At 72.0% G+C, this 11,492-nt stretch carries 12 protein-coding genes; 7 read left to right on the top strand and 5 right to left on the bottom strand.

Features of this window, described 5'->3' with window-relative positions:
• Positions 1 to 34 precede the first annotated feature (34 nt).
• On the bottom strand, positions 35 to 1,441 hold the full coding sequence (locus tag OO54_RS05590; protein WP_033201723.1) for a DUF6421 family protein: 1,407 nt from the start codon (positions 1,439 to 1,441) through the stop codon (positions 35 to 37).
• A 156-nt stretch (positions 1,442 to 1,597) separates the two neighbouring features.
• Positions 1,598 to 2,149, bottom strand: coding sequence for a GNAT family N-acetyltransferase (locus OO54_RS05595; protein ID WP_033201724.1), 552 nt, complete (start codon positions 2,147 to 2,149; stop codon positions 1,598 to 1,600).
• A 212-nt stretch (positions 2,150 to 2,361) separates the two neighbouring features.
• Between OO54_RS05595 and OO54_RS05600 the strand changes: the two genes are divergently transcribed.
• The 4 genes from OO54_RS05600 to OO54_RS05615 all read left to right on the top strand — a co-directional run bounded on the left by OO54_RS05600 (position 2,362) and on the right by OO54_RS05615 (position 5,603).
• On the top strand, positions 2,362 to 2,958 hold the full coding sequence (locus OO54_RS05600; RefSeq protein WP_033201725.1) for a DUF5134 domain-containing protein: 597 nt from the start codon (positions 2,362 to 2,364) through the stop codon (positions 2,956 to 2,958).
• A 128-nt stretch (positions 2,959 to 3,086) separates the two neighbouring features.
• Positions 3,087 to 4,022 carry a M56 family metallopeptidase gene (locus OO54_RS05605; RefSeq protein ID WP_033201726.1) on the top strand — a complete coding sequence of 312 codons (936 nt, stop codon included), beginning with the start codon at positions 3,087 to 3,089 and terminating at the stop codon, positions 4,020 to 4,022.
• Between the two features lie 90 nt (positions 4,023 to 4,112).
• Positions 4,113 to 4,802 carry a phosphatase PAP2 family protein gene (locus OO54_RS05610; protein WP_051786731.1) on the top strand — a complete coding sequence of 230 codons (690 nt, stop codon included), beginning with the start codon at positions 4,113 to 4,115 and terminating at the stop codon, positions 4,800 to 4,802.
• A gap of 129 nt (positions 4,803 to 4,931) precedes the next feature.
• Positions 4,932 to 5,603 (top strand): TetR/AcrR family transcriptional regulator, encoded by a 672-nt coding sequence (locus OO54_RS05615; protein ID WP_033201727.1) that lies wholly within the window; start codon positions 4,932 to 4,934, stop codon positions 5,601 to 5,603.
• Here the strand turns inward: OO54_RS05615 and OO54_RS05620 are convergent.
• Positions 5,582 to 7,051 carry an LVIVD repeat-containing protein gene (locus OO54_RS05620; protein WP_051786732.1) on the bottom strand — a complete coding sequence of 490 codons (1,470 nt, stop codon included), beginning with the start codon at positions 7,049 to 7,051 and terminating at the stop codon, positions 5,582 to 5,584. The genes OO54_RS05615 and OO54_RS05620 overlap by 22 nt on opposite strands.
• Positions 7,052 to 7,296: 245 nt before the next feature.
• Between OO54_RS05620 and OO54_RS05625 the strand changes: the two genes are divergently transcribed.
• Entirely contained in the window at positions 7,297 to 7,947 is a 651-nt protein-coding gene (locus OO54_RS05625) for a DUF305 domain-containing protein (RefSeq protein WP_051786733.1), read from the top strand.
• Positions 7,948 to 7,968: 21 nt separating this feature from the next.
• On the opposite strand, the gene OO54_RS05630 is transcribed toward OO54_RS05625, so the two are convergent.
• Complete coding sequence (locus OO54_RS05630) at positions 7,969 to 8,346, bottom strand: ArsR/SmtB family transcription factor (RefSeq protein ID WP_033201728.1); 378 nt, start codon at positions 8,344 to 8,346, stop codon at positions 7,969 to 7,971.
• A gap of 123 nt (positions 8,347 to 8,469) precedes the next feature.
• On the opposite strand from OO54_RS05630, the gene OO54_RS05635 reads away from it, so the two are divergent.
• Both OO54_RS05635 and OO54_RS05640 read left to right on the top strand, forming a co-directional pair.
• Positions 8,470 to 9,552 carry an NADH:flavin oxidoreductase/NADH oxidase gene (locus OO54_RS05635; protein WP_033201729.1) on the top strand — a complete coding sequence of 361 codons (1,083 nt, stop codon included), beginning with the start codon at positions 8,470 to 8,472 and terminating at the stop codon, positions 9,550 to 9,552.
• 102 nt (positions 9,553 to 9,654) lie between these two features.
• The gene (locus OO54_RS05640; protein ID WP_033201730.1) at positions 9,655 to 10,737 is read left to right on the top strand and encodes a WD40/YVTN/BNR-like repeat-containing protein; all 1,083 of its coding nucleotides are present in this window, start codon (positions 9,655 to 9,657) and stop codon (positions 10,735 to 10,737) included.
• Between the two features lie 77 nt (positions 10,738 to 10,814).
• On the opposite strand, the gene OO54_RS05645 is transcribed toward OO54_RS05640, so the two are convergent.
• Positions 10,815 to 11,492, bottom strand: a complete 678-nt coding sequence (locus tag OO54_RS05645; protein WP_033201731.1) for a uracil-DNA glycosylase — start codon at positions 11,490 to 11,492, stop codon at positions 10,815 to 10,817.

An 11,492-nucleotide genomic window follows, 5' to 3' on the forward strand; every position in this document is an offset into this window, starting at 1 on the left:
GGCGACGCCTCCTCCGTGCGCTCGGTGAGGTCGCTCACGCGGCGGCCCGCACGGTGCTCGGGACGTCGGCGGCGGTGATCCCCTTGGTGTCGGCGATCACGCCCTTCAGCTTCTTCGAGAGGGCCTCAAAGAACATGCTGAGCGGAAACTCGTCCGGAAGCACGTCGTCGACGAGCTTGCGCGGCGGGAGGGAGAGGTCCAGGGCGTCGGGGCCCTTGGCCCACTTGGATCCCGGGTGCGGGGCGAGGTAGGCGGAGACGAACTCGTACGCCTTGAACCAGTGCACCAGCTTCGGGCGGTCGATGCCCTCGCGGTAGAGGGTCTCGATCTCGGAGCAGAGGCGGTTGGTGACCTCGGGAGCGCGGTCCCAGTCGATGGTCAGGACGTTGTCCGTCCAGCGCACCACGTCGTTCTTGTGGAGGTACGCGAAGAGGAGCTGGCCGCCGAGGCCGTCGTAGTTCCGGTTGCGGTCGCCGGTGAGCGGGAAGCGGAACATCCGGTCGAAGAGGACCGCGTACTGCACGTCGCGGCCGTGGCCGTTGCCCTCGGCCTCCAGCTTCACGGCCTCCTTGAAGGCGGTGAGGTCGCAGCGGAGCTCCTCGAGCCCGTACATCCAGAAGGGCTGGCGCTGCTTGATCATGAAGGGGTCGAACGGCAGGTCGCCGCGGCTGTGGGCGCGGTCGTGGACCAGGTCCCACAGCGCGAAGGCCTGCTGGCAGCGCTGCTGGTCGCCGAGCATGACGGCGATGTCCTCGGGCAGCTTGACGCCGAGGGTGTCGACCGCGGCCTCGGTGACCTTGCGGAAGCGCGCGGCCTCGCGGTCGCAGAAGATGCCGCCCCAGGTGAAGCGCTCCGGGACCTCGCGGACGGCGACGGTCTCCGGGAAGAGGACGGCCGAGTTGGTGTCGTACCCGGCGGTGAAGTCCTCGAAGGTGATGCCGCAGAAGCCGGGGTTGTCGTAGCGGGTGCGCTCCAGCTCGGAGAGCCACTCCGGCCAGACCATGCGCAGCACGACGGCCTCGAAGTTGCGGTCCGGGTTGCCGTTCTGCGTGTACATCGGGAAGAGCACGAGGTGCTGCAGCCCGTCGGCACGGCCGGCGGCCGGGTGGAACTCCATCAGGGAGTCCAGGAAGTCCGGCACCGTGAAGCCGCTCTCGACCCACTTGCGCAGGTCGGAGACGAGCGCGCGGTGGTAGGCGCCGTCGTGCGGGACCAGCGGGGAGAGCTGCTCGACCGCGGCGACGACGCGGTCGACGGTCAGCTCGACGAGGGAGCGGGCGGGGGCACCCTCGGCCTCGAAGTCGATGGAACCGTCAGCGCTCTGCCAGACGCGGAACTCCTCCACGGCATTCTTGAGCTGGGTCCAGGCCGGGTGGTCGATCACCCGGGCGTCGGTGGCTATGCCCCCACCGGTCACGTCCTGCACAAGAATTTCCGTCATTCCTCTTCCTCCACAGGAGAACCTCGCGTTAAGACACCGTAACCATCGACGGTTCCTCTCCACAAGGGGGAGCAAGAGAAATTATCCTGCGCGACCCCCATTGCGACCGAAGTTTTTCCTGTCGGTTGGGGAGGAAGCGGCTCTTCCGCCGGACGATCAGTCCAGCGGCTTGATCAGCAGCTCGAACTCCAGGTCGTCCCGCTGGGGCACCCCGAAACGCTCGTCGCCGTACGGGAACGGGGTCGTCCGCCCGGTCCGCCGGTAGCCGCGCCGCTCGTACCAGGCGATGAGCTCCTCGCGCACGGAGATCACCGTCATCTGCATCTCGCGGACGTCCCACAGCTCGCGCACCCGGCGCTCGGCCTCCGCGATGATCTGCTTGCCGAGACCGCCGCCCTGGAGCTCGGGGCGGACCGCGAACATGCCGAAGTAGGCGACCTCCCCGCGGTGCTCCAGCTGGCAGCAGGCCACGATGCCGCCGTCGCGCTCCACGACCATGAGCCGGCTGCCGGCGGCGGTGATGACGGCGGCGACGCCGTCGGGGTCGGTCCGCTGCCCCTGGAGGATGTCCGCCTCCGTGGTCCAGCCGCCCCTGCTCGCGTCGCCCCGGTAGGCCGACTCGACGAGCGGGACCAGCACGGGAACGTCGTCGAGGACAGCCTCCCGGTACGTGATCCGGCCGGTCTCCTGGGGAATGGCGGTGTCCATACGAGCGTGGCTCCCTCGGGCGCAGACGTGCGGGCGCTGCCGACGGCGCACGCCTCGGGCGCGCGCGATCGGTGCGCGATCGTCGACGAGCCTAACGCGCGCGCCTTCCCCCTCCCCTCTCGTACGCCTGTGCGCGCCCGTGCGCCCGCGTGCGGGCCTCGGGCCTCGGGCATGTCTCCCTCGACGGGACGGCGTCGAGGGGGAGGTGTGCCGTGTGGGAACCGGCTCTGTCCGGGTGGCTGCTGTGCGCGCTCTGCGCGGTGACGGGCCTGTCCTGCCTGCTCCGGATGCGGGCCTCGGCCGGTGAGGAGCGGCGCGGGGCGGGCGCCGAGGCGGTCATGGGGTTCGGGATGGCGGTCATGGCGCTGCCCGCCGCCGTCCTCACACAGCCCGGCTGGAGCTGGGCGGTGTACGCGGCGGTGTTCGGCGGTGCGACCCTGCACGCCCTGCCGGCGCTCCGGCGCGGCGGCCACCATCTGCACCATCTGATCGGCTCGCTCGCGATGCTGTACATGGCGGTGGCGATGGGCGCGCCGGGGGCGCACGCGGGACACCCGGCGGCCGTGGCCGGCCCGGCCGGCGGCATACCCGTCCTGACGGGCGCCCTGCTCCTCTACTACGTCGGGTACGTGCTGCACGCGGGGACGCGGCTCGTCCCGGTGGCGGCGACGGCAGGAGGACCGGCGACCGCAGGAGGGCCGGCGGCGGCCGGAGGATCCGCGACGGGCTGGGCGGCCCGGCCGGAGCTGGCGCTCGCGTGCCGGCTCGCGATGGCGCTCGCCATGCTGGCCATGCTCGTGACGCTGTGAGGTCCCGATGCCGGTGAGACGGCGAGGGCGGGAGGCGCCGCCCGGCACGCGCAACGAAACCGTGGCGTACGTCACTTGCCCTCCGAGCCCATACCCCCGATCCGTACCGCGCTCATAGGCTGACGCCCATGTGGGTCTCCCTCGCACTGCTCCTGCTCGGCGTTCTGACCGCCCTCGCGGCACCTCGGCTGCTGGCCCGGGCCGACTGGGTGGAGCGAGAACCCGTGGTGGCGCTGTGGGTGTGGCAGTGCGTGGTCGCCGGAGTGCTCCTCAGCTTCGCCCTCTCCATGACGCTCAGCGCCTCGACCGCCTGGCAGGCCGTACGCGGGCAGCTCTTCGCGCCCGCGCCGCGCGCGGTGGTCGACGCCTACGAACTCGGCACGACGGGGCCGTGGTCGGCGGTGCTCGCGGTCGTCCTGGCGGCGGGCGGGGTCTGGTCCGGGGCGATGCTGGGCCGCGAGATCGGCCGGGCCCGCGCCCGGCGGGGGCAGCGCCGCCGCGACCTCCTCGTGCGCTCGCCCCTGCTGCCCGGCGAGCAGCCGGGCAGCGAGCGGCTCGTCGTCCTGGAGGGCGAGCGGGCCGGCGCCTGGTGGATGGCGGGCACCGCGCCCCGGCTGGTCATCACCACGGCGGCACTGCGGCGGTTGAAGGGCCGTCAGCTGGACGCGGTCCTGGCCCACGAACAGGGCCACGCCCGGGCCCGGCACGACTGGCTGCGGCACTGCTCGGCGGCGCTGGCCGACGGGTTTCCCGGGATCCCGGTCTTCACCAAGTTCCGCGAGGAGATGCACCGGCTGGTGGAGCTGGCCGCCGACGACGTCGCCTCGCGCCGGTTCGGCCGCCTGACGATCGCGCTCGCCCTCGTCGAACTGAACGAGGACCGCGGAGTGTTCGGCCCCGGCCCCGCCCCGGACGCGGATCTGCCGCAGCGGGTGAACCGGCTGCTGACCGCCGCCCCCCGGCTCACGGCGGGACGCCGGCTGCGGCTGACCGCGGCCGCCTCCCTGGTGCCCGTGATCCCGGTGCTCATCGCCTTCGTCCCGGCCCTCAGCGCACTCGGATAGCGGCCGGTGACGGCCGGCGCCGCGGCAGCGGCGGCGCGCGGAGGGCGCGCGGACGGCCGCGCGGACCGGTTCGTCGGGCAGGATCGGCGCATGCGCACCTCCGCCGTGGTCTCCGGAGTCCTGGCCGTACTGCTGCTCGTGCTCGTCGCCGCGGCTTGGTCGCCACTGGTCTCCTTCGACCGGTGGGTCGCCGAGGCACTCCACCGAAGCGCCCTGGCCCACCCCGGATTCACCCGCGTCAACCGGGTGCTGAGCGACTGGGTGTGGGACCCGTGGACGATGCGCGCCCTGGCCGCCGCCGCCGTGGTGCTGCTGTGCGCGCGTCGGGAGCTGCGGGCGGCCCTGTGGGTGGCGGGGACGAGCCTGCTGGCCGTCGGACTCCAGCAGGGACTCAAGGCCCTGGTCGGACGGGACCGGCCGGAGTGGCCCGATCCGGTCGACTCGGCCCGGTACGACGCCTTCCCGTCCGGGCACGCGATGACGGCGACGGTGACCTGCGGACTGCTGCTCTGGGTGCTCGCGCTGCACTGGCGGGCGGAGTGGCGCGGTTGGGCCGCCCTCGCCTGCGCCGCGGTCGTCTCGGTGGTCGGCGTGGGCTGGACCCGGGTCTACCTCGGGGTGCACTGGCCCTCGGACGTCCTCGGCGGATGGCTCCTCGGCTGGTTCTGCGTGGCCCTGGCGATCCTGACGTACCGGTGGAGCGAGCGGAGGCCGGCGCGGACCGCGACGGCGGCACCCGACGGCGGCACGCCGGGGCGCAGAATGGGAGAGGAACGATGAAGCCGCCTGTTCTGGACGATCCCCCGTGTCGCCCAGAACAGACGGCATGCCGGACGACCCACCACGCAGGCGTGCCGACCGGATGCGCCGAGTATATTGGCTGGCAGCCAGTCAACGCAGGAGCCCAGCATGTCCCCGCGTAGCCCATCGGTCAATGAAGAGCTCCGACGCCGGTCGCGAGAGCGTATTCTGCAGGCCACCGTGGAGCTCGTCGACACGAACGGCTACGAGTCGACCACCCTTGGCGACATCGCGGAGCGGGCAGGAACGGCGCGCGGACTGATCTCGTACTACTTCCCCGGCAAGCGCGAGCTCCTCCAGTCGGCGGTGCACCGGCTCATGCACCTGACGCTGGAGGAGGGGCTGGAGCGCGAGCCGCGCACGGAGGACGGGCGCGAGCGGCTGGCCCGTGCGATCGACGCGATCCTGGGGCTCGCGGCGGCGCGCCCCACGCTGATGCGCACCCACATGGCGGGCATCCTCCAGGCCGAGGGGTTCGTGCAGTGCCAGGAGCAGCAGCGCCTCGCCTTCCTGCTGCGCGACACGGTCACCCGGTACGGCTCGCAGGACGTGGACACGGACTATCCGCTGCTCCGCGCCCTGCTGATGGGCACGGTGGTGGCGGTGCTGCTGCCGGGGGCGCCGATGCCCCTCGCGCGGCTGCGCGCGGAGCTGTTCCACCGCTACGGCCTCGACTGGGACATGGGTGTGCCGCCGGACGGCGGTCCGCCCGGCGGCACTCAGGCGCTCGGGCCGTCAGCCGGCCGTCACGCTTCCCGTCAGTCGTCGAAGTCGAAGTAGTCCGGCTGGGTCTGGACGTTGAGTTCGTCCATCCGGATCCGCTTCGCGGGGTCGGTACGGGGGTCGGAGAGCTTCAGGACGTCGAAGCCCTTGGCCATGTCGTTCGAGTAGATGTGGCCGTTGTAGTAGTACGCGGACCACGAGCCGGCCGTGGAGAGGGTGGTCGCGGAGAGCGGGCCGCGCTCGAAGTAGGCGATCTCCTTCGGCTTGGCCGAGTCGGTGAAGTCCCAGACGGAGATGCCGCCCTGGTACCAGGCCTGGACCATGAGGTCCTTGCCCTTGACCGGGATCAGCGAGCCGTTGTGGGCGACGCAGTTCTCGGTGGCGGCCTGGTGGCGCGGGATCTTGAAGTAGCTGCGGAAGACGAGCTTGCGGTTCTTGCCCTTGCCGACGATGTCGTAGATGCCGTCGGCACCGCGGTTCGGGCCGATGACGGCGTTGCAGGTGGCCCCGCTGCCGCCGCCGAGCTCGTCGGTGAAGACGACCTTGTTCGCCCGCTGGTTGAAGGTGGCGGAGTGCCAGAAGGCGAAGTTGACGTTGTCCTGGACGCGGTCGATCACCCGCGGGTGCTCGGGGTCCTCGATGTCGAAGAGGATGCCGTCGCCCATGCACGCGCCGGCCGCGAGGTCCTTCTCCGGCAGCACGGTGATGTCGTGGCAGCCGGTGGTCTTGGAGACGCCCGGGTTGGTCGGTCCGCCCGGGTTTCCGCCGCCGTCCGGGCCATCGCCCGGGAAGAGGACCGGGAAGTCGACGACGGCGGCCTGTTCGGGCGCCTTGCGGGGCACCTTGATGACCGAGATGCCGTCGTGCGGGGGCTGACAGTCGGGGAAGGCGACGTTGGGCGAGTACGAGGAGACGTAGACGTACACGTCCCTGCGCTGGGGCACGAGCGTGTGGGTGTGCGAGCCGCAGGCGGTCTCGACGGCGGCGACGTACTTCGGGTTGGCGATGTCGCTGATGTCGAAGATCTTCATGCCCTCCCAGGATTCCTTGACCGAGGCGGGCTGCGTGGTGCTGGCGCAGGAGTCGTCGCTCCGGGAGGAGTCGGTGGAGAGGAAGACGAGGTTCCCGGAGACCGAGATGTCGTTCTGGGAGCCCGGGCAGAGGACCTGGACGACCGACTTCGGGGCCTTGGGGTCGCTGATGTCGAAGATCCGGAAGCCGTCGTAGTTGCCGGCGAAGGCGTAATTTCCCTGGAAGGCGAGATCCGAGTTGGAGCCCTTGAGGGCGTCCTTGGGGATGTTGGCGAGGTGCTCGATGTTGCCGCTGTGGACGATCTCGTCCACGCCGGGTATCTCACCGCTCTGGATGGCGGCCCGCGCGTCGGCCGCCTGCTCCGCGGAGACCGTGCCGCCCACCGGGGCGTCCCCGGGATCGGGCGTGGCGGCCGCGGGGCTCACCGCCAGCAGTGTGGCCAACAGTCCGGCCGCGGCGGATGCCACGCCCATGTGTCTGATCCGTGCACGGGGGTTGCGCGTGTCCGAAGCGGTACGCGAGGTACGCAACGACGTCACTCTGTCCTCCCTTGTAGCCGTTCGACATGGAACAAGTGCTGGACCCCGGCAGTATCCGCCTTGCCGTGCACATATCAACAGACGGCAACACAGACGTAATGAAGGTTTCTGATCGGTCGCTTCGAGAAAGGTGCTAGGAACGGTCCTTGCCCACCTCGCAAGAACGCCTGGAGGCCGTTTTGTTGATCTACCGTCAGCGTCTCTTCTCCGCCGTGGCACTCGCCGTCGGCGCCGTACTCGCCCTGGGCGCCTGCGAGTCGGAGCCGGAGGCCGCCGCGCCGCAGGGCGAGGGCTCGGCCGGAGCCTCGGTGGTGGCGCCCGGCAGGCCCGGGGAGCCGGCTCGACGGATATCCCCCGAGGAGGCCGCCCGGCTGCTGCCCGACGAGAGCCCGAACAGCGCGGACTTCCGCTACGCGCAGATGATGATCGCCCACCACCGGCAGGCGCTGACGATGACGGCCCTGGCCCCGCAGCGGGCGGGTTCCCCCCAGGTCAGGAAGGTGGCCGAGCGCATCGCGGCGGCCCAGCAGCCGGAGATCGACGCGATGGAGGGCTGGCTGAAGAACAACGGCGGACCACGCGAACAGAGCGGCCACGACCATCACTCGATGCCGGGGATGGCGACCGAGGCCCAGCTGGCACAGCTCGGGAAGGCGACGGGCAAGGCCTTCGACGAGCTGTTCCTGAAGCTCATGATCACGCACCACGAGGGCGCCGTGACGATGGCGGCCGAGGTCCTCGGCGACGGCAACAACGTCCTCGTGGAGGAGATGGCCAACGACGTGATCGCACAGCAGACCGCCGAGATCAGCCGGATGCGGTCGCTGTAGGGGCCGGCCGGGCCCGGGGCGTCACGACACCCCGTCGCCGCCTCCGCGACCGCCTTCGCCCTCCCGCCCGGCCTGGGCGCCGGCCGCCGCGAGGACGGCGTCCAGAAGGCCGGGGAAGAGGGCGTCCAGGTCGTCGCCGCGCAGGGCGTTGAGCTTCGCCGTGCCGCGGTACATCTGCTGGATCACGCCGCTTTCGCGGAGCACCCGGAAGTGGTGCGTCGTCGTCGACTTGGTCACCGGGAGGTCGAAGTACGAGCAGCTCAGCTCGGTGCCCTCGCGCGCCATGTCGCACACGATCCGCAGCCGCACCGGATCCGCGAGCGCGTGCAGCACCGCCTCCAGACGGATCTGGTCGCGCGTGGGGTGTTCGAGGGCGCGGGGGCTGGTCGTGGTCGTCACGGCGGCGGCTCCACTTCATCCGGGATGACGCCCATTGTACGAGACCTCTCGTAGTTTGACAGGTGCCGTACTACGATGCGTATCGTACGAGCATCTTCGAGGCCCCCCGAAACGGAGTCCGTCATGAGCGTCGCCCTGTTCCAGCCCTACGCCCTGCGTTCGCTGACCGTGCCCAACCGGGTCTGGATGGCGCCCATGTGCCAGTACTCCGCGGAGACGACCGGCCCGAACGCGGGCGTCGCCGGCGACTGGCACTTCGCCCACTACGCCGCCCGGGCCACCGGCGGCGCGGGCCTGATCCTCGTCGAGGCGACCGCCGTCGCCCCCGAGGGCCGGATCAGCCCGGCGGACCTCGGCCTCTGGAACGACGACCAGATCGAGGGGCTGCGCCGGATCGCCGGCTTCGTCAAGGAGCACGGCACCGTGCCCGGCATCCAGATCGGGCACGCCGGCCGCAAGGCCTCCACCAACCGCCCCTGGGAAGGCCGCGGCCCCGTGGCGCCCGGCGGACCGGGCTGGCAGCCCGTCGCCCCCAGCCCGGTCGAGTTCGCCGAGGGCTACCCGGTGCCGACCGAGCTCACCGTGGAGCGGATCCGGGAGATCACCGGCCAGTTCGCGGACGCGGCCCGCCGGGCCCTCGCGGCGGGCTTCGAGGTGGTCGAGGTGCACGGCGCCCACGGCTACCTCATCGGCGAGTTCCTCTCCCCGCACAGCAACAAGCGCACGGACGCGTACGGCGGCTCCTTCGAGAACCGCACCCGGCTCGCACTGGAGGTCGTCGACGCCGTGCGGGCCGTGTGGCCCGAGGAACTGCCCGTCTTCTTCCGCGTCTCCGCCACCGACTGGCTGGAGGAGCAGGGCTGGACGGCCGACGAGACCGTGCGCTTCGCCGCGCTCCTGCGCGAGCACGGCGTCGACCTCCTCGACGTGTCCAGCGGCGGCAACGGCGGCCCCGCCGACATCCCGGTCGGCCCCGGCTACCAGGTGCCCTTCGCCGCCCGCGTCAAGGCGGAGACCGGGCTGCCGGTGGCCGCCGTCGGCCTGATCACCGACAGTCGGCAGGCCGAGAAGATCCTCGCCAACGGCGAGGCCGACGCGGTCCTCCTCGGCCGGGAACTGCTGCGCGACGCCTCCTGGCCGCGCCGCGCCGCCCGGGAGCTCGGCGCCGAGACCCACGCCCCGGCGCCGTACGCCTGGGCGATCTGACCGCCCGGCGCCCCGGGGACGGGTGTGTTCCGGGGGGCGTTGTCAGTACGCGGGTGCAGACTGGCCCGTATCCGCGACAACGGCGTCCTGGAGGTGGCAGCCATGCCCGACGTACTCCTCACCGTAGGCACCCGGAAGGGCCTCTTCATCGGCCGCAGGCACGACGACCGGTGGGAGTTCGACGAACCGGCCTTCCCCGCCCAGGCGGTCTACTCGGTCGCCATCGACACCCGGCGGCCGACCCCGCGGCTGCTCGCCGGCGGGGACAGCGCCCACTGGGGCCCCTCCGTCTTCCATTCCGACGACCTCGGCAAGACCTGGACCGAGCCGGCCAGGCCCGCCGTGAAGTTCCCCGAGGACACCGGGGCCTCCCTGGAGCGGGTCTGGCAGCTGCACCCGGCACCCGACCACTCCCCCGACGTCGTGTACGCGGGGACCGAGCCGGCCGCGCTCTTCCGCTCGGCCGACGGCGGGGAGTCCTTCGAGCTCGTCCGCCCGCTGTGGGAGCACCCGACCCGCTCGCAATGGGTGCCCGGTGGCGGCGGCGAGGCGGTCCACACCGTCGTCACCGACCCGCGCGACCCGGAGGCGCTGACGGTCGCGGTGTCCACCGCGGGCGTGTTCCGCTCCCGGGACGGCGGCGCCGCCTGGGCGCCCTCCAACCACGGGGTGTCCGCCGCCTTCCTGCCCGAGCCGAACCCCGAGTTCGGGCAGTGCGTCCACAAGATCGCCCAGGACGCGGGCGACAAGGACCGGCTCTACCTCCAGAACCACTGGGGCGTCTTCCGCAGCGACGACGCCGGCGCCCACTGGTCCGACATCGGCTCCGGCCTGCCCTCCGACTTCGGCTTCGCGGTCGCCGCCCACCCCCACCGCCCCGGCACGGCCTACGTCTTCCCCATCACCGCCGACTCAGACCGCGTCCCGGCCGGCCACCGCTGCCGCGTCTACCGCACCACCGACGCCGGATCCACCTGGGAACCGCTGACCCGGGGCCTGCCCGAAGGCGACCACTACGGCACCGTGCTCCGCGACGCCCTCTGCACGGACGACGCGGACCCCGCCGGCGTCTACTTCGGCAACCGCAACGGCGAGCTGTACGCGAGCGCCGACGACGGCGAGACCTGGCGCCTGCTCGCCGAGCACCTCCCGGACGTCCTCTGTGTGCGGGCGGCGGTGCTCTGAGCACACCTCCCCGCCGGACACTCCCGGGCGCCTTCCCGCCGCGGGCGGCGGCGCTCCGAGCACGCCGCCGCACGGGATCAGGGCAGGCGCCAGTCCACGGGCTGTGCGCCCTGCTTCAGGAGCAGGTCGTTCGCACGGCTGAAGGGACGGGAGCCGAAGAAGCCGCGGTCCGCCGACATCGGGGACGGGTGCACGGACTCGACCGCCGGCAGGTCGCCCAGGAGCGGGCGGGCCCTGCGGGCGTCGCTGCCCCACAGGATCGACACCAGCGGCTTGCCCCGGGCGGCCAGGGCCCGGATGGCCTGCTCGGTGACCTCTTCCCAGCCCTTGCCGCGGTGCGCGGCCGGCTTGCGCGGAGCCGTCGTCAGCGCCCTGTTGAGGAGCAGGACACCCTGCCGGGTCCACGGCGTCAGGTCGCCGTTCGACGGCCGGGGCAGGCCCAGGTCCGTGTGCAGCTCCCGGAAGATGTTCTCCAGGCTGCCCGGGAGCGAACGGACCTCGGGCGCGACCGAGAAGCTCAGCCCCATCGCCATCCCCGGCGTAGGGTAAGGGTCCTGACCCACGATCAGCACACGGACGTCGTCGAAGGGCTGCTGAAACGCCCGCAGGACGTTCGCCCCCGACGGCAGGTACGTGCGGCCCGCGGCGATCTCCGCCCGCAGGAAGTCGCCCATCTCCGCCACACGTCCGGCGACGGGACGCAGAGCCTCCGCCCAGCCGGGCTCCACCAGTTCGTTCAAGGGTCGCGCTGTCAC

The organism is Streptomyces wedmorensis (assembly GCF_000716445.1).
Classification (GTDB): Bacteria; Actinomycetota; Actinomycetes; order Streptomycetales; family Streptomycetaceae; genus Streptomyces; species Streptomyces wedmorensis.